This is a genomic window from Prosthecobacter sp. GW821-HT29F12, assembly GCF_058803405.1.
The window spans coordinates 4,284,454-4,302,266 of record NZ_CM179517.1 but is presented as its reverse complement, the minus strand read 5'-3'; the positions used below and the strand labels follow the sequence as shown (position 1 = coordinate 4,302,266).

The following is a 17,813-nucleotide window of genomic DNA, read 5'->3' as shown; positions in this document are numbered from 1 at the left end:
AAGCTCACAGACGGTCGATTGGTCAGACTGAGCCGATGGTTGGATGCTCCCCTTGCATGAACATCAGCTCTCACCCCACCCAGGCCATCCCGCTCTGGCTCAAGCTCGCCTACACCGCCTTCATGGTGGTTTTGATTCCCGTTTACTGGTACCACTACGGCCCGACGAACTTTCTCTATTTCTGCGACATCGCCCTTCTGTTCGCGCTGGTCGGGATATGGCGGGAAAGTCCGCTGCTCCTGTCACTGCCAGCGGTGGGAATCCTGATGCCACAGGCATTGTGGTGCGTGGATTTTGCCGTGCAGCTCTGCGGCTTCAAGATGACAGGCATGACGGCCTACATGTTTGATGGCACCAAGCCGCTGTTTCTGCGCGGTTTGTCGTTGTTCCATGGCTGGCTGCCCTTCCTGCTGGCCTTTCTCGTGTTCAGGCTGGGCTATGACAGGCGTGCGCTCAAAGGCTGGACGGTATTGGCCTCGGTCTCCTGCCTCGTGGCCTATTTTTGGCTGCCGAAGGCCGGCGCCATGCTTTCGGATCCCAATCTGCCGCGCAATGTGAACTACGTTTTCGGCATGGACGACGCGCACCCTCAGACTTGGATGAGCCCCGAACTTTATCTCGTCACATGGCTTGCGCTGCTCATCTTCGTGGTCTTTGTGCCGACGCATTTTGTGCTGAAGAAAATCTGCCCCACGCCCGAACAAGCCGCCGCCCAACGCGCATGAACGTTTCTTCCCCTCCAACTTCTGAATCCAACTGGCAGCGTGGCTTTTGGAGCCTGATGGGCACGCAGTTTCAGGGAGCGTTTTCTGACAACGTGCTCAAGTGGCTGGTCATCTATCTGGTGATCGCGCAGAAGCTGCCCAAGGAGCAGCTCGACGCGCTGGTGTCGGATTCGGGAATGTATTTCGCCATTCCGTTTCTGCTGCTCTCCATGTTTGGCGGCTGGATGGCCGACCGCTTCAGCAAACGGCATGTGATGATCGGCGTGAAGACGATGGAGATCGGCATCATGATCTTCGCCACCTATGCGCTGGCCTCCGGCAGGATGGGACTGCAGCTCATGAGCATCTGTCTCATGGGGGTGCACAGCGCGTTCTTTGCGGCATCCAAGTATGGCTCGCTGCCGGAAGTGGTGCCTCCTGCCAAGCTCTCATGGGCCAATGGCGTGATCGAGATGCTCACCTTCCTGGCTGCGATCTTCGGCACGTTGGCCGCCGCATGGCTGGCGGAGAGCTTTGCGGGCAAACCGGCGTGGTCGGGCGGCATCCTGCTGGCGCTGGCCATGATTGGCTGGTTCATGAGCCTGGGCATCACGCGCGTGCCTGCCGCGAGCCCTGACAAACCGCTGCGCCTCAACTTCCTCGGCGACCTCTGGCGCGAATTTAAATGGATGCGCACGGACCGTGACCTGTGGCGGGCGAATCTCGGCAACACAGGCTTCTTTTTCATCGCCGTGCTCATCCAGATGAATCTGGTGCTCTATGCGGAACAGGTACTGCACATCAAACCGATGGAAAACAGCGCCTTGCAGGTTGCCCTCGCCGTCGGCATGGCGGCGGGCAGTTTGCTCGCCGGAAAATTGAGCGGGGATCATGTGGAGTATGGCCTCATTCCGCTTGGGGCCTTCCTCATGGCCACCATGGGTTTCGCGCTCGGGCTGGCGGACATCTCCAGATCGGCATTCACGGTCTGCCTCACCCTGCTGGGCATCGGCGGCGGCATGTTCATCGTGCCGCTGGCCGCAGTGCTGCAGCATCGGCCGCCAGCAGATCGCAAGGGCTCGGTGCAGGGCGCGGCCTCGTGGCTGTCGTGGGTGGGCATCAGTGCCGCCGCTTTGCTGCAAAAGGAGCTGAACACCCGTCTGGGCTGGACTCCGGGAGACATCTTCTGGTTCTGCGGAGCCAGTGCGGTGGTCGGCGGCATTTATGTGACGATGTCACGCCCGCAGGCCCTGCCTGCATTGCTCAAACGCTGGACGCATGGCTGAAATCCTTCTGCTTCCATTCGGTAGTGCCGGCGATGTGTTCCCCTTCATCTGGCTGGGGCGGCAGCTCATGGCGCGCGGGCATCGCGTGAGAATGATCACGGCATGCCTGTTTGAAGAGCAGGCGCGCAAAGCAGGTATTGAATTCATTTCGCTGGGGGAAAGGGACGAGTTCGAGGCCATGATCCGTGATCCCCGCATCTGGAAGTCCGGCATCGGCACGAAGGTGGTGTTTGAGTTTGCCGCCAAATCCGTCGAGCCCTATCTCGCCGCCATCGAAAGCTGTGGGAAGGTCGATCTGATGCTGGCTCCCGTCACCGCATTCGCCGGGCGTCTGGCTCGTGAAAAGCATGGCATCCCGCTGATCACCGTGCATCTGCAGCCCGCTGTGTTTTTGAGCGTGCATGAGACACCTCTGCTGCATCCCATGATGCGCCTCTTCAACAAGCTGCCGGTGTGGTGCAAAAAGGTGATTTTTTCACTGCCGAATCCTGTCGATCTCTTCGCGCTGCCCAAGGTGCGCCGCATTTGTGAAGCGAATGGCGTCAAACCACCGCGCAGTCTGTGGCGTGAGTGGTGGGACTCACCGGATGGCGTGCTCGCCTTGTTTCCCGCATGGTTTGCACCGCCACAGCCGGACTGGCCCGCCAATCTGCTGCAGTGGACCTTTCCACTCGAAGATCTGGCGACTGAGCAGACGCTGCAACCGGAGTTGCAGGCGTTTCTGGCGAATGGCGAGCAACCAGTCATCTTCACCCCTGGCAGTGCGAATGTGCAGGCATCACGCTTTTTTGCGGTCGCTGTGGAAGCCGTGAAGCGCCTCGGCTGCCGTGCAGTCTTTGTCACACGTGAGCCTAAGCAGGTGCCGCCGAACTTGCCTGCGAGCATTCTCACGGTCGAATACGCCCCTTTCAGTACGCTGCTGAAGCATGCAGAAGTGTTTGTGCATCACGGCGGCATCGGCACCATGTCACAGGGCTTCGCCGCCGGTGTGCCACAGCTCATCATGGCGATGGCCCATGATCAGCCCGACAACGCCGACCGCCTGGAGCGCCTCGGTGCCGGCATCGGTCTCAGCGTACGTCAGTTCGCAGTGGAGCGCGTGGTCGGCTGTTTGAAACGGTTGCGTGAGGATGTGGCGTTTCGACAGACTTCGCTGGCGTGTGCGACAAAGCTGCGGCAGGACAATGATTCGGCAGCACTGCTGTCCTGGATTGAAACCCGAATTGCCCCCCTCTGATTCCTGCATGAGCCACGTCCTGCTGCTACCCTATGGCACCTCGGGCAGTACCTATCCTTTCATCTGGCTGGGCCGCCAGTTGATGGCGAGGGGACATCGCGTGACGCTGGTCACCGCGCCGAGGTATGAATCAATTGCCAGACAGGCAGGATTGAACTTTGTGGCCACAGGCGGCGATGAACTGGAGCAAATGCTCAAAGCCCCCAGTCTCTGGAAGCTGGGAATCGGACTGGCCACCGCCTACTTGCATGGTGGTCGTGCAGCCAGGGATTACGTGGCCGCTGCGGAGGCGGCCATCGCGCAACACGGTCCCGCCGATCTGTTGATGGCGCCAATGATCTGCTTTGGAGCAAGAGTGCTGCGTGAGAAGCTGAGGATCCCTCTGGTGACGGTGCACCTCTACCCAATGATGATCATCAAGGCGCATCTGCCTCCCATCGTCATTCCGCCGTTCCTTTGGCTGCGCCGGCTTCCTCTTTTCTTGCGCCGGTTCATTCTGTGGTTTCCCAATCCGCTGGACCTTTTTGCCTATCCGGCGGTGAGACGCTGCTGCGCTGAGAATGGCGTCAGGCCACGCAGCTTGTGGAAGGAGTGGTGGGACTCGCCCGATGGCGTGCTGACCTTGTTTCCTGACTGGTTCGCGCCGCCGCAACCAGACTGGCCGAAGAATTTGCTGCAGTGGGATTTCCCACTGGAGGACATGGCGGCCGAACGCCCTCTGGACGATGCGCTGGCCAAGTTTCTGGCCGAAGGTGAGAAGCCGGTGCTCTTCACCGCAGGGACGGGGCACTTTCATGCCAAGGCCTTTTTCGCGACCGCAGCAAAGCTCGTTCGTGAGCTGAGATGTCGCGCCGTTTTCCTCACGCCGAAGACAGACCAAGTGCCCGGAGATCTGCCCGCAGGAGTGTTCGTCTCAGCTTATGCGCCCTTCAGCCAGCTCCTGCCACGAGCACGTGCGTTTGTTCATCACGGAGGCATCGGCACGACTTCGCAGTGCCTCGCGGCCGGACTGCCGCAGCTCGTGGTGCCCATGTCGCTGGACCAGCCGGACAACGCAGATCGCGTGAAGCGTTTCGGCGTGGGTTTGAGCATCAGCCAGGGCCGTTTCACCGTCGAACGTGCACTGCCGCTGCTGCGGCGCTGCCTGGAGGATGAAACCCTGCGTGAAAAAGCCTCTGCCTATGCCATGCGAATGCGCGAGCGGCGTGCCCCGGATGTGCTCATGGAGTGGCTGGAAAAACGCATGCAAGCCCTATGAGCCGCATCGTTCTTATGCCGCACGGCACGACCGGTGATGTGCTGCCTCTGATACGGATCGGGCGGCAAATGCGGGCGCGGGGGCATAGCGTGCTCCTGGTCTGGCTGGAAACGTATCGCGAAGCTGCGTTGCAGGCGGGATTGGAGTTCGTGGCGCTGAAGAATGACGGCTACGAGGAGCTGGTGCGCAATCCTGCCTTCTGGCGGCCGCATCAGAGCCTGAAGCTGACTTATGCCTATGCCGGGCGCTGTGTTCCCAAATATGTGGAGGCCGTCATGGAGGACATCAGCCGCAACGGCAGGCCGGATCTGATGCTGGCGCCGATCATGAACTTCGCCGCGCCACTGCTGCGGGCCAAACTGGGCACGCCGCTGATATCCACGCATCTGAGCACGCTGCAGTTTGTCAGCGCGCATGCCGTGCCGCTGAGCGTGCCGTTCGCGCGACTGCTGCGGCTGCTGCCAGTGCCACTGCGTCGATTCTTCCTCACGAATGTCGCGCCTTACGATCATCACGCCTTTCCTCACGTGCGTCAGTGCTGCGCTGATCAAGGCGTCAAACCGCCACGACGATTGCGCGACTGGTGGCACTCGCCGGATGGTTCCCTGGCCTTGTTTCCCGAATGGTTTGCCCCGCCCCAGCCAGACTGGCCGCCGAACACCTTTCAATGGGACTTCCCACTGGAAGATCTGGCTGATGCCAGGCCGCTGGAGCCGGATCTGTCCACGTTTCTTGCTGCGGGTGCCAAACCCGTCGTCTTCACGCTGGGCAGCCATCATCTGCATTCCCGCCGCTATTTTGAAATGGCGGCTGAAATCACGGCCCGTCTCGGCTGCCGGGCGGTGTTTGCCACGCGGGATGTCCATCAGGCCCCCACCGGCCTGCCCCAGTCTGTCTTCGTGACAAGCTACGCGCCATTCAGCGCCCTGCTGCCCCACGCTGCAGCGTTCGTGCATCACGGCGGGATGGGAACGCTCTCGCAGTGCTTCAAGGCGGGAATCCCACAACTCGTCACGCCGATGGCGTATGATCAGCCAGACAACGCCGCTATCGTGCAGCGGCTCGGCGCCGGGCTGGCGCTGAATCTTGATCAGTTCACCGTCGAACGTGCGCTGCCTTTGCTGCGGCGCTGCCTGGAACAAGACTCCCTGCGCCATCAAGCCGGAGAATGTGCCCGCCGGATGCGTCAAGGGCCGCCTGCCACCACGCTCACTTCCTGGCTGGAGGCCCGATGCGCTGAAGGCTGTCTTCATTCTCCATCCCCGCCATGAAAAAAATTCTAATCATGACTTACGGCAGTTGTGGCGACATCCTGCCTCTAAACTGGCTGGGCAAGCTGCTCCGCGCACGCGGCCACGATGTGACGTTGATCACCACGCCAGACTACGCCTCCTATGCCGCACAAAGCGGACTGAAGTTCGTGGCGACGAAAAATCTTTTGGGAAGGGAGATGGTCGAAAACCCGGACATGTCCAAAAAGCTCGAAGGCACACGGCTGGCTTACCACTACTCCGGACTGGCCGCTGGTGAGTTTGTCGAAGCCGTCGAGACCTGGATGTCCACGCATGGCAGGCCCGATCTCATGCTCGGCCTAAAGTCCTGCTATGGCGCACGATTGCTGCGTGAAAAACTCGGTTTGCCCTTGGTGACGGTGCATCATTATCCTCTGATGATGCAAAGCGCCTATGAGCCCTCCTTGCTCACGCCTGCATTTCGCTGGCTGCGCATGCTTCCTTTGTGGATGAGGAAGTTGATTTTTGCCGCGCCCAACCCTTTTGATCGCCACGCGCTGGCCGCTTTGAGACCCCTGTGCGCCACGCACGGTGTTGCAGTGCCGCGTGACTTGGAGCGCGAGTGGGGGCACTCTCAGGATGGCGTGCTGGCCCTGTTCCCGGACTGGTTTGCCAAACGCCAGCCCGACTGGCCGCAGAACCTGCTGCAATGGCACTTTTCCTTGGAAGACTTGGGCGATGTGCCTCTGGCGCCGGATCTCGTCTCGTTTTTGAAGTCGGGCGAAAAGCCGGTGCTGTTCACTCCCGGGAGCGGGCCGATGCATGCCCATCGCTTTTTCGAGGTCGCGGTCAAGCTGGTTGAGAAGCTGCAGTGCCGCGCGGTCTTCGTCACCCGTCATCTTCAGCAGCTGCCTTCGGTACTGCCTCCCTCCATTCACGCCGTCGAATACGCGCCTTTCAGCACGCTGCTGCCTCATGCCAAGGCCTTTGTGCATCACGGCGGCCAGGGCACGGTGGCCCAGTGCTTCGCCGCAGCCATTCCCCAGCTCATCATGCCGATGGCCCATGATCAGTTCGACAATGCTGACCGGGTGGAGCGTCTGGGCGCGGGGCTGACCATCAGTGTGGACCGTTTTGATGTGCCCCACGCCATGCCCCTGCTGAAGCGCTGTCTCACCGATGAGACCATCCGCCGCCGTGCCGCCCTCTGCGCTGAACGCATGCGCCAGCAGCCGCCTGCCGACCAACTCATCGCATGGCTGGAGGCGCGAATGAGCTCATGAAGAAGATTCTCCTGCTGCCCCACGGCACCTCGGGAGATGTCTTCCCCTTCATCTGGCTGGGCAGGCTCCTCAAGCAGCACAACCACAGAGTGACGCTCATCGCAGCGCGTGCCTTTGAGCGCGCCAGCTTGCGGGCTGGGGTCGATTTCATGCCGCTGGCCCGGGATGACTTTGATGAAATGCTCGCTCATCCAGGCCTGTTCAAAATCATCGAAGGCACCCAAGTAGCACACGGTTATGCAGGACGCGCCACGGGTGACTACGCCGCAGCGATCGAGGCTTGGATGGCCCGCAATGGTAAGCCCGACCTCATGCTCGCGCCCATGACTTGCTTTGGAGCTCGCTTGATCCGCGAAAAACACGGCATTCCACTGGTGACCGTACACGCTTACCCTCTCCTGGTGAACAGCGCGCACGCACCGCCGCTGTTCATCCCCGCGTTTCGCTGGCTGCGCTGGCTGCCTCTGGCCCTGCGCAGGCTGGTGCTTTCAGGACCCAATCCGTTCGACCACTATGCGCATCAGCACGTCCGGAAAGCCTGCGATGATCACGGTGTTCCTGCCCCCCAAAGTTTGCGCTGGGAGTGGTGGGACTCCCCGGATGGCGTGCTGGCGCTTTTCCCCGACTGGTATGGTCCGCCGCAACCGGACTGGCCGCGCAACCTGCTGCAATGGGATTTCCCCCTCGAAGATTTATCTCAGGAAGAGAAGCTGTCTCCAGTATTGAAAACCTTCATGGAGGCCGGTGGCAAGCCCGTGCTCTTCACCGCAGGCACCGGGCACAGACATGCGCGAGACTTCTTCGAAACAGCACTGCAACTCGTCACGCAGATTCAATGCCGCGCCGTTTTTGTGACGCACGATCTCAATCAGCTTCCGGCCTCGCTGCCAGCATCGGTCCACGCCGTGACGTACGCTCCTTTCAGTCTGCTGCTGCCTCACGTGGCTGCGTTTGTGCATCATGGCGGTATGGGAACCGTCGCGCAGTGCCTCGCTGCAGGCGTGCCACAGCTCATCATGCCCATGGCGCATGATCAGTTCGACAATGCTGACCGTGTGAACCGCCTTGGGGTCGGGCTGGCCCTTGGCACACGCGGATTCAAACTTAAGCGCGCCCTGCCGCTGTTAAGGAGATGCCTGGAGGACTCCGGAATACGTCAGCGTGCCGCAGCCTGTGCTGAGCGCATGCGCCAGCGTCCTGATACGGAAAAGCTCGAGCGCTGGCTGGCGCAAAAATGCGAACGCACACAGACTCAAAGCACTTTCACAAGAGGTTAAATTCAGATGATTCCACGCATCATTCACCAAACCTGGGGCAAGCTGGAGATGCCACGCGACCTACGCGAATTTCAGCACTCATGGCGTGCGCATCATCCCGGCTGGGAATACCGGCTGTGGAGTGATGCTGACAACCTTGGCCTGATCCAGCAGCACTACCCGGAGTTCATCGAGTACTTTACCACGCTGACCCCAAACATCCTGAAAGTGGACTTTATCCGGCTGGCTTACATGCACCACCACGGCGGCATCTATTCAGACCTGGATGTTGAGGTGCTCAAGCCTTTTGACCCGCTGTTGGAAGGCTCAAACATCCTGTCTGGTCGGGAGTTTAACGGCATTGGCCAGCGGATGCGTGGCAGCGACTTTATCTGCAATGCGCTGATCGCCTCGCCCGCAGGTCATCCGGTTTGGCTGGAAATCATGCATCTGATGGCATCCCGCTACCGCTTTAAGAGAAGACTGGAGCCTTATTCTGACTATGTGATCGAAATGGCAATGAGGGTGCTCAGTGAAAAACTGGAGGAACGCAGCCAGTCCGTCGGGGACGTCACCATTCATTCTCACGAGTTGTTTTTTCCGGCCCCGCCGACAGAGCGTCTTGTGGAGAACCGCCGCAGGCAGGCTGCGAAGCTGGGTTCCTATGCCATCCATCATTACGAGGGCAGCTGGATTTCTCCCTGGGCCAGGCTGATCTATGCGGTGATCCGTCTGCGTCAGCATTGGGAATCTCGCCGCGCGCTTGGACGTGATCCAACAACGATCAAATAACGGCTTGATTTGAGACCCAGTTGTCGACGTATTCCCAGCATGAGCCGAATCCTCGCCTGCCTGCTGCTGTTCACCGCCTTCCTTCATGCCGATGAGTTTGATCCTAAGGACAACACGATTGTCCTCGGTAAGCGCGTGGGCTTGATCAAGCCCGGCATGTCCGCTACCGACATCGAGCGTGCCTATGGGAAGGACAACCTCAAGCTGCAGAAGATACCCGGTGCAGAGGGTGAGGAAATCGATGGCGCGAAGTTGTTTGCGGACACGGATCGCGAGTTGGAGATCGTCTGGGATCCCGACAACGAGAAGAAGAAGGTCGTGTTCGACATCCGCGTCATGGGCAAGGCCTGGAAATTTGAAAACGGTCTCAAGTCGGGAATGACCGTGGAAGAGGTTGAAAAGATCAACGGCAAGCCTTTCAAGATCGCCGGGTTTGAATGGGACTACGGTGGTTACGCCAACTTTGAAGGCGGCAAGCTGGAGGGGAAGGTGAGCATTCGCTTCAGCCCCACCACAGAAAACATTCCGGAGTATCTCAGCGGCGACAAGCAGCTCTCCTCCGCCGACAAAAAGCTCCGCGCCGCCAAGCCTCTCGTTGACGAAGGCATCTCGGTGTTCATGCGGTGAGCGTGCATATCTCATGCCTCCAGCCTGGCTTCAGCAAGTGAGTAGGGCGTGTGATGCCCTTGACCGCAATAAATTCCGCGTGGTTCTTGGGTGAAAAGCAAGCAACGTTCGGCGGGAAAGAATGCGAGCGAACCGGGCTCTTCGAGCTGGGATTCTGCGGAGATTCGATGACTTAAATGTGACTCGTTCAGTCTCAAGCAGGGCCTGCCGTTGTTAAAACGATGCTGGGATGCGGCAGCGTCCGCTGAGCAAACGCGCCAGCTTTCTAATACAGGAAAACTCGAGATCTGGCTGGCACAAAAATGCAAAAACCCGCAATCTCACGCCGCATCAGCAATATAGTAGATCCTAATGATCCCGCGCATCATTCACCAAACTTGGAACACACCGGAGATACCGCTCCACCTGCTCGATTTTCAGCACTCATGGCGCACGCATCACCCTGGCTGGCAATACCAGTTGTGGACACATGAAGACAATCACCGGCTGGTTCGTGAACAGTATCCCGAATTTGCTGAATTCTACGAACGTCTGCCCGCGCCGCTCAAGATGGACTTCATCCGCGTGGTTTACATGCACAACCAGGGCGGCATTTATGCGGACATGGACTTTGAGGTGCTGCGCCCGCTTGATCCGCTGCTGCAAGGATCATCCATCATGGCCGGAAGGGAAATCAACGGCATCGGCCAGCGGATGCGTGGAGTGGATTTTATTTGCAGCGCTTTGCTGGCCTCGCCCGCCGGACACCCGGTTTGGTTGCAGATCATGCGGCTGATGGCCTCTGAATTTCGCCCCAGGCGGTGGGCTGAAGACTATTCCGCTTATGTGATCAAAAATGGCATGGCGCTGTGTGATCAAGCCCTCGTGGCCCTGCAAATGAGCGGTGGGGACATCACCATTCATTCGCACGAGCTGTTTTTTCCGGCCGCGCCGACGGAGCGTCTCATTGAGAACCGTCGCAGGCTGGCTGCTGAACTCGGCTCCTACGCCATTCATCATTACGATGCCTCCTGGATTTCTCCATGGGCCAAGCTGATCTATGCAGTGATTCGTCTGCATCAGAGCTGGGAACCACGCCGTGCGCTTGGCGGCCCTCCCATGACAATCAAATAACGGCTTGATTTGAGACCATGTTGTCGAAAGGCGGCAAACTGGAGGGGAAGGTGAGCATTCGCTTCAGCCCCACCACGGAAAACATTCCGGAGTATCTCAGCGGCGACAAGCAGCTCTCCTCCGCCGACAAGAAACTGCGCGCCGCCAAGCCTCTCGTTGACGAAGGCATCTCGGTGTTCATGCGGTGAGCGGATAAACTGTGACATCGACGCCCGATGAGCCAATGATGTGATCCGGCGGGCGTTGTGGGTCAGTGAATCCTGCCTGCATAAACGGATTCACATCCCATGCTTCCAGACTTGCTGCTGCAAGCGGGTAAGGCGTGTGATGCACCTGCCCACAGCGGATACCACGTGGTGTTTGGGAAAACAGCAGGTAGCGTTCGGCGAGGAAAAAGGCGAGTGAGCTGGGTTCTGCGAACTGCGATTCTGCTGCGATTCGATAGCGAAAATGTGACTCGGCCAGCGCACCACTTCGCTGACAGTGGTAGTCGATGCAGCCATCGCTCAACTGCGCACTCATGCGGGCGTTTTGATAGGGCAGATGAAAGAAGGTGCCCGCCGTCCAGACTGCGAGCCGCTGGTTGCAATCCAGCGAGTAAAACCACACTCCGGGCCGGCCCTCCTCATCGTGCACGTAGGTGCGCACGTTGAGTTCGAGGAAATCGCTGATGCCGGGCACCGGCGGGCAGAAGCGCGGACGTATGCCCCGCATGTAAAACGGCACAATGGCGAGCCATGTATCGCCTTGAAACGTGTCCACGTACAAACCGGGCGGCAGAGTGCGCTGAATCTCCGCGGCATCCCAGCGCCAGTGTAGGAAAAGCAGGCTCTCCCAGCGCTGATGCATCACATGCGCGCGTGTCGGGCGATCACGGAGGGCGAGACGGGATTCGAGCGTGGGTGTGGCTGGCATGCCGGGATGATACGCTTGAATTCGCACCCAGGCGCCGCTCGGATTCGTTCATCATGCATGCGCTATTGTTCATCGACCCTCGGCTTCCTGCTGCTTTCGCTGCTCGGCCTCATCTCCTGCTCCTCCATGAAACCCGCTCCTCTGCAAACAGTTCCCCACGTCGATCTCAAACGCTATGTGGGTGACTGGTACGTTTTTGCGAACATCCCGTACTCCTTGGAAAAGGGCAAGGTGGGCACGCTGGATCGCTACGCGCTGCGTCCCGATGGCAAAATGGACAACATCTTCCTGTTCCGCTGCGGCAGCCTCGATGCGCCGCTGGAGCAGTGGAAGGGAGTGGCCTGGGTTCACAACAAGACCACGAACGCCGAGTGGCGCGTGCAGTTCATCTGGCCGCTGCGGGTGCCTTATCTCATCATCGACCTCGACCCAGACTACCAGTGGAGCGTGATCGGCTATCCCAACCGCAAACTGGCCTGGGTGCTCAGCCGGAAGCCGGTGCTCGATGAAGCCACTTATCGCGGTATTCTGGAGCGCATGGCGAAGCAGGTCTACAACACACGCTTGCTGGCCAAGGTGCCGCAGAAGTCAGAGTAAACAAAAAAGAGGCAGGACTTTCGCCCTGCGTCTTTGATTGCGATTAGATCAAGCAAACAGCTTCGTCACCGGCTTGGCCTTCACCAGTTCACGCGGCTGGTTGAGATGATTGTAAACAATCGTCTCAGGGTCGATGCCGACGGCGTGGTAAATAGTGGCAAGGAGCTCGGTCGGATGCACGGCGTCTTCGACGGGGGCGGAACCCGTGGCGTCTGATTTGCCGTGAACGTAACCGCGCTTGATGCCGGCACCACCGACGATGGCGGTGTAGCAGTAAGGCCAGTGGTCACGACCGTCGGCGCTGTTGCTGTTGCCGCTGGTCGACACTCCTTTTTCCGGGCTGCGTCCGAATTCGCCGAGGGCGACGACGATGGTTTCATCGAGCAGGCCGCTGGCGTCCAGATCATCAAACAAGGCGCTGAGGCCCTGATCCAGCATGGGGCCGGATTTGTTCTTCATGCGTTCCGTGAGACCTGCGTGATGATCCCAGGAGTGGTTGTCGGAATTCGCAACTTTGGGCCAGATGACTTCGACGACACGCGTGCCAGCTTCGAGCAGACGACGGGCGAGCAGGCAGCTCTGACCGAAGGTATTGCGGCCGTAGCGGTCACGCAGTTTCTCAGGCTCACGGTCAAGCGCGAAGGCATCACGTGCACGGCCGCTGGAGATGAGGTTCAAAGCCTGGCTGTAGTAGCTGTCCAGGCTCATGTCCTTCACCGCTGCTTCGATCTGCGGCATCTGGTCATTGATGGCGTCACGCAGCTTGGCACGGCGCTCAAGGCGCACGCTGAAGAGGTCAGGGCGCAGCTGGAGATCGTCGATCTTGATGCGGTCCATCTTGCCCATGTCGAGGTCATCGCCATCGGGGAAGAGCGTGTAGGGCTCGTAGGCTTTGCCGAGGAAGCCTGCGCCGCCGCCTTTGCCGACGACGTTGGATTCCTGCAACGGACGTGGCAGCTGCACGAAGGGGAGCATCGGCTCCTGCAGCGGCTTGAGGCGCACGATGTTGCTGCCGAAGTTCGGGAAGTCTTTTGCGTTTGGCGGCTCAAGCTGGCCGGAGGGGCTGACCTTGTCCGTCGTGTAGCCGGTCATGATCTGGTAGATCGCCGCCGTGTGATTGAAGAGACCATTCGGCGTGTAGCTCATCGAATTGATCATCGTGAACTTGTCGTTCACCTTCGCGAGGCCCGGAAGGATCTCGGTGAAGTGCTTGCCGGGAACCTTCGTCGGGATCGTTTTGAAGGCGCTGCGCACGTTGTCCGGCACGTTTTCCTTCGGGTCCCACAAGTCGAGGTGTGAAGGGCCGCCTTGCAGGTAGATCATGAGCACGTGCTTGGCCTTGCCCCAGCCCGCACGGCCTGCGTTCGGAGAATTGGCCGCCATGGCCTGGCCACGGAGCACGTTGTTGAGCGTGAGGCCCATCATGGATCCGCCGCCCACGCGCAGGATGTCACGCCGCGAGAAGCCGAGGTTTTTGTCGCAAAGGTCTTTACCGGGAACGCCTGGGATGCGGAACATGGTGAGCTAGGGGTTGAGATGGAAGGTCAATATCGGGGGCATGTACGACAAAGAAGGGTTGATCTTGCCATTTTGGGGGCAGATCGTCGAGGTAGGGCAGGAAAGTCCATGCCGGGGGCGGGGATCATGCTGAACGATGACCGGCGGCTCTCATGGCTTTAAATTCACCTCACTGGGGGTCTGGGTGAGGAATGCTGGGCTCATTTCCTGTCCTGAACGTATATCGCCTTGGCGGGAGAATCCCCGTGCCAAGAATTTGATCTACCAATGAAGATGCGCCTGTGTCACTGCGGCTGCTCGTCGGCAACGGGCGATCGCCGACTGCTTCAGGCTTGCCACCGGATGAGGCATTCGCTAAGCCTGAGTAATGCTGGGCGATTGAACCGGCGGCATAAGCAGGCTGGCTGTTCGGCAAGGACGATGGAGCAAATCCCGCCGCTCCAGGGATTGGGCTGCGGCCAGGAGCAAGCGACTGTTGCTGTGGTGTTGTAGGTGAAGGTGTGGTTGGCTGTCCCGGTTGCTGCTGCATGATTTGCTGCCTGAGTTGCAGGGTGGCACGGTCTGTTCGGGCACCTGCGGAGGCGGCAAGCTGCATCAAGTAACCGTTGTCATAGCGCACCTCGCAAAGTTCTGCACCCATCGCGATACGAATGACCGTATCTTTGCGACCAAGTCCGACGCTTGCTTCTTTGAGCTCGATTCCATGGGCGTTTGGCCGTCCAGCTTTGAGAAGGAACCGCTCATGAGTCTTGACGTTGACGACGGAGACCGTCGGATCACGCCTGTCTCCGTAGATGGAGGCAATAGCCAGATCCTTGGCAAAAGAAGCCTGCGGTACCAAAACAGGAGCTGTCTTGAGGGTGAATGGATTTTTGTTCCACCCTGTCTCATAGCGCTCGACTGCGTAGCCTTTCGGGGGCCGGAATGCTGCGGGCTCCTGTGCCCAGGCCAGGCTGCCTGCAAGAGTAAAAACAAGCGGGAGAAACTTGAAAAAGCAATGAACACCCATGGCACCGGCACGCATGCCGAAGCAATGCGGTTCACGGCTTGATGTCATGACCTGTGGAATCATCCGAGTGATCAGATGCCGCGAAGTTGCTGCTGCTTTGTTGCGCGGATAACTTGTACTCACTGTCAGTAGGTCAATTGAACTGGACCGATTGGCAAGTGACACAAAGTTAACAATAATATATAATGCCTTATAAGAGATGAATCGCCTTAACTTGGAGTGATCTAAGTCGAATAGCATCCGAGTTACACCGGTGTCGAAGACTACATTGAAAAGATTTTGTATCTTCAACGAAAGCGTTGAATTAGCTCGTTTGAGACGACAGCAGATGGATGCTCGATTCGTGACTCATGAACTTGAAGTCACTATCGTTTGTTATGCCAGTGATCCTCCTGACCGGATTGGGGTTGCTCATGCTGGCTGGCAAAGACACTGCGGCGGTGGCGCACAACCGTGATTCGGACACCGCTGCTTCAGCGGATGCGTCTCCTGTCGTGCCGTATGAAGACTCTTCGAGTGCCGCCTTGAAGTTTGAAGAGATTTTTGTGATGCCCGCAGGACCGAAAGGGCTGGAATACACCGCCAAAGCCAGGGCGCTTGCTGGCAAACGAGTGGCTCTCACGGGGTTCATGCTGCGAAACGACAACATCGACCCTGCTATTTTTTTCTTCTGTGAAACACAGCACGCTTATGATGAACGCGAAGAAGGACTCGCGGACAGCCTGCCGCCCAGCTTGGTTCAGGTTATCCTGCCGGTTAAAAAGAACAGCGCACCTGCATGGCGGCAGGAGAAACTGACTCTTTACGGCACGCTGGAACTCGGACCAAGGCAGGAGCAGAGCGGACGCGTCTCCCACGTGCGCCTTCAATGCGATGTGGTCACGGATGCCGCCACTGGGGTCCCGCTAGAGCTTCGAAAACCAGTCGCGCTGCAGCTCGGCAGGGCCATTCCGATCCCGAGCGATCTCGGCGCACTGCCACCCTCGACCACCCCACCCCCTTTCTTCAACCCACGAAGAAACAGAAACAGCACCACCCACCATCCCGACAAACTATGAAGTTACAAAACTCAGGCAAATTAATTGCCGCCATCACCGGGCTTTTCGCCCTTGGCAACGCCTTCGCTGCCCCCACCGTGACACGCCTCAATCCCCCCAGCGCGCTGTTCACCTACGCCGATGCCACCCCTCCCTACATCTCGCGTTTTCTTCCCGCGCAGCGTTTTGACCTCCAGGCCACCATCCAGGCGGATGCAGGCAAGACGATCACCAGTGTCGTTTTCAAGGTCAACGGCACCCCTGTCACAGCGGCCAGCGGTGCGTCCGCCATCACCTCCATCGGTGGTGACAGGTTTAGCGCCACGATTCGTGGATACTCCAACTCAACAGCTGGTGTGAAAACACTCGTAGTCGAGGCTACTCAGAGCGATAGCTTGGTCGCAACCGGCACGGGCAACTTCGAAATCGCCAGCATCACGCTCAATGCCGGTCGCAAGGCGAAGAACATCATCTGGCTCATCGGTGACGGCACCGGCATCGCCCACCGCACGGCAGCCCGCATCGTCTCCAAGGGGGCCTCTCTTGGCAAGTCGAACGACCCTCTCGCCATCGACACGCTGCCGGTCACCGGCATTGTGACCACCCACTCCCTGAACTCCATTGTGACGGACTCCGCACCTGGCGCTCATTGCTATTCCACGGGCAACAAGGCCAACAATGGCCAGGAAGGCGTGTTTCCTGATGACACCACTGACAAGTGGGACAATCCTCGCATCGAGCACATGGGCAGCTATCTTGCCCGCACTCAGGGCAAATGGCTCGGCATCGTGACCACGGCTGACGTGGAAGACGCCACACCAGCCGCCTTCGCAGTGTCCACTCAGGACCGCGGCGCTGGCACCGGCATCTGTGACATGTATCTCGACGAAGCCGCGCTCAATCACAACCTCCACGTCCTGATGGGCGGTGGCCGCAAGTGGTTCCTGCCTCTCAATGGCAGCGCTGGTGCCGGCAGCGGACGTGTCAACAGCTCCACAGCAAGTGGTGGCGACTACGTCGTTCCTTCGGACGTGCAGGCAGGCTGGAGCGTCCCCGCAGGTTCCGTGGATCCTAATCGCAACCTGATCGCCGACTTCCAGACCGCAGGCTTCTATTACGCCCCTGACCTTGCAGGCCTCAACGCCATGACCGGCAGCGAAACCAAGCTCCTCGGCCTCTTCAATTCCGGCCACATGGACGTCAGTTACGACAAAATCGCGCATCGCCGCAATGCCGCCACCATCGCTCCCGGTAGCCTCATCGCCACCTATCCTGATCAGCCCTTGTTGGAAGAAATGACCGACAAGGCCCTCACGGTGCTCAGCAAAAACGCCAACGGTTTCGTCATGATGATCGAAGGTGCCTCCATCGACAAGCAGGCCCACAATATGGACACTGAGCGCTGGGTGCATGACGCCATCGAGTTCGACAAGGCCGTTGCTAAGTGCATCGCCTTCCAGGCGGCCAATCCTGACACGCTCATCATCGTCACCGCTGACCATGAGTGCGCTGGTATTGCCATCAGTGGCGGCAGCACTGTCACCGACGCCGCTCTGCAGAGCACGGCTGTGGGCAGCCTCCAGGGCATCGTCGGCACCTATGACAACGCCAAGTTCCCCGCCTACACGATCGCTGGTGACGGCTACCCGACCACCATGGACGTGGACTATCGCATGATCATCGCTTACGCTGGCAACTCTGACCGCTACGAAACCTGGCGCTCCAGCCCCAGCTACAACGTGTCTCCCCAGGCACGCAACACCACCACCGGCTACTTCGTTACCGGTCAGCAGCCCGGCACCGGCGTGCAAAGCGCCGTCCACACCGCTTCTGACATCCCGCTTTCCGCAGGTGGTCGCGGCGCGGCAGCCTTCACCGGCGTGTTCGACAACACGGAAGCCTTCTTCAAGGCCATGCAGGCCGCGATCGGCGGTTCGAAGTAGTCCATG

Annotated in this window: 17 protein-coding genes; 14 read left to right on the top strand and 3 right to left on the bottom strand. The window is 59.2% G+C overall.

Features of this window, described 5'->3' with window-relative positions; genetic code table 11:
* Positions 1-56 precede the first annotated feature (56 nt).
* The 11 genes from AC3RLQ_RS17570 (at position 57) to AC3RLQ_RS17520 (ending at position 10,976) form a co-directional block, all read left to right on the top strand.
* Positions 57-725, top strand: a complete 669-nt coding sequence (locus tag AC3RLQ_RS17570) for a hypothetical protein (protein ID WP_493029969.1) — start codon at positions 57-59, stop codon at positions 723-725.
* Positions 722-1,990 (top strand): MFS transporter, encoded by a 1,269-nt coding sequence (locus tag AC3RLQ_RS17565; RefSeq protein ID WP_493029968.1) that lies wholly within the window; start codon positions 722-724, stop codon positions 1,988-1,990. Before AC3RLQ_RS17570 ends, AC3RLQ_RS17565 begins: the two co-directional genes overlap by 4 nt.
* Positions 1,983-3,227, top strand: coding sequence for a glycosyltransferase (locus tag AC3RLQ_RS17560; protein ID WP_493029967.1), 1,245 nt, complete (start codon positions 1,983-1,985; stop codon positions 3,225-3,227). Before AC3RLQ_RS17565 ends, AC3RLQ_RS17560 begins: the two co-directional genes overlap by 8 nt.
* A gap of 7 nt (positions 3,228-3,234) precedes the next feature.
* The gene (locus AC3RLQ_RS17555) at positions 3,235-4,485 is read left to right on the top strand and encodes a glycosyltransferase (protein ID WP_493029966.1); all 1,251 of its coding nucleotides are present in this window, start codon (positions 3,235-3,237) and stop codon (positions 4,483-4,485) included.
* Entirely contained in the window at positions 4,482-5,756 is a 1,275-nt protein-coding gene (locus AC3RLQ_RS17550) for a glycosyltransferase (protein WP_493029965.1), read from the top strand. The genes AC3RLQ_RS17555 and AC3RLQ_RS17550 overlap by 4 nt, the downstream gene beginning before the upstream one ends.
* Positions 5,753-7,000 (top strand): glycosyltransferase, encoded by a 1,248-nt coding sequence (locus AC3RLQ_RS17545; protein ID WP_493029964.1) that lies wholly within the window; start codon positions 5,753-5,755, stop codon positions 6,998-7,000. Before AC3RLQ_RS17550 ends, AC3RLQ_RS17545 begins: the two co-directional genes overlap by 4 nt.
* Positions 6,997-8,277, top strand: a complete 1,281-nt coding sequence (locus AC3RLQ_RS17540) for a glycosyltransferase (protein ID WP_493029963.1) — start codon at positions 6,997-6,999, stop codon at positions 8,275-8,277. Before AC3RLQ_RS17545 ends, AC3RLQ_RS17540 begins: the two co-directional genes overlap by 4 nt.
* A 6-nt stretch (positions 8,278-8,283) precedes the next feature.
* Positions 8,284-9,048, top strand: a complete 765-nt coding sequence (locus AC3RLQ_RS17535) for a glycosyltransferase family 32 protein (protein ID WP_493029962.1) — start codon at positions 8,284-8,286, stop codon at positions 9,046-9,048.
* A gap of 39 nt (positions 9,049-9,087) precedes the next feature.
* Positions 9,088-9,675, top strand: coding sequence for a hypothetical protein (locus AC3RLQ_RS17530; RefSeq protein WP_493029961.1), 588 nt, complete (start codon positions 9,088-9,090; stop codon positions 9,673-9,675).
* A gap of 351 nt (positions 9,676-10,026) precedes the next feature.
* Positions 10,027-10,788: a glycosyltransferase family 32 protein gene (locus tag AC3RLQ_RS17525; protein WP_493029960.1), complete on the top strand. Its 762-nt coding sequence runs from the start codon at positions 10,027-10,029 to the stop codon at positions 10,786-10,788.
* A 17-nt stretch (positions 10,789-10,805) separates the two neighbouring features.
* Positions 10,806-10,976 (top strand): hypothetical protein, encoded by a 171-nt coding sequence (locus AC3RLQ_RS17520; RefSeq protein WP_422322237.1) that lies wholly within the window; start codon positions 10,806-10,808, stop codon positions 10,974-10,976.
* Here the strand turns inward: AC3RLQ_RS17520 and AC3RLQ_RS17515 are convergent.
* Entirely contained in the window at positions 10,966-11,703 is a 738-nt protein-coding gene (locus AC3RLQ_RS17515; protein WP_493029959.1) for a YqjF family protein, read from the bottom strand. The two genes, AC3RLQ_RS17520 and AC3RLQ_RS17515, sit on opposite strands and share 11 nt — an antisense overlap.
* A gap of 57 nt (positions 11,704-11,760) precedes the next feature.
* On the opposite strand from AC3RLQ_RS17515, the gene AC3RLQ_RS17510 reads away from it, so the two are divergent.
* A complete protein-coding gene (locus AC3RLQ_RS17510) occupies positions 11,761-12,300 on the top strand; it encodes a lipocalin family protein (protein ID WP_493029958.1) in 540 nt (179 codons plus the stop codon).
* Positions 12,301-12,348: 48 nt separating this feature from the next.
* Here the strand turns inward: AC3RLQ_RS17510 and AC3RLQ_RS17505 are convergent, their stop codons facing one another.
* A complete protein-coding gene (locus AC3RLQ_RS17505; protein ID WP_493029957.1) occupies positions 12,349-13,818 on the bottom strand; it encodes a DUF1501 domain-containing protein in 1,470 nt (489 codons plus the stop codon).
* Positions 13,819-13,987: 169 nt separating this feature from the next.
* Positions 13,988-15,118 (bottom strand): hypothetical protein, encoded by a 1,131-nt coding sequence (locus AC3RLQ_RS17500; protein WP_493029956.1) that lies wholly within the window; start codon positions 15,116-15,118, stop codon positions 13,988-13,990.
* A gap of 86 nt (positions 15,119-15,204) precedes the next feature.
* Between AC3RLQ_RS17500 and AC3RLQ_RS17495 the strand changes: the two genes are divergently transcribed.
* Together AC3RLQ_RS17495 and AC3RLQ_RS17490 are read left to right on the top strand one after the other, a co-directional pair.
* Positions 15,205-15,885, top strand: a complete 681-nt coding sequence (locus AC3RLQ_RS17495) for a hypothetical protein (RefSeq protein ID WP_493029955.1) — start codon at positions 15,205-15,207, stop codon at positions 15,883-15,885.
* Complete coding sequence (locus AC3RLQ_RS17490; protein ID WP_493029954.1) at positions 15,882-17,807, top strand: alkaline phosphatase; 1,926 nt, start codon at positions 15,882-15,884, stop codon at positions 17,805-17,807. The genes AC3RLQ_RS17495 and AC3RLQ_RS17490 overlap by 4 nt, the downstream gene beginning before the upstream one ends.
* The last annotated feature ends 6 nt before the right edge of the window (positions 17,808-17,813 follow it).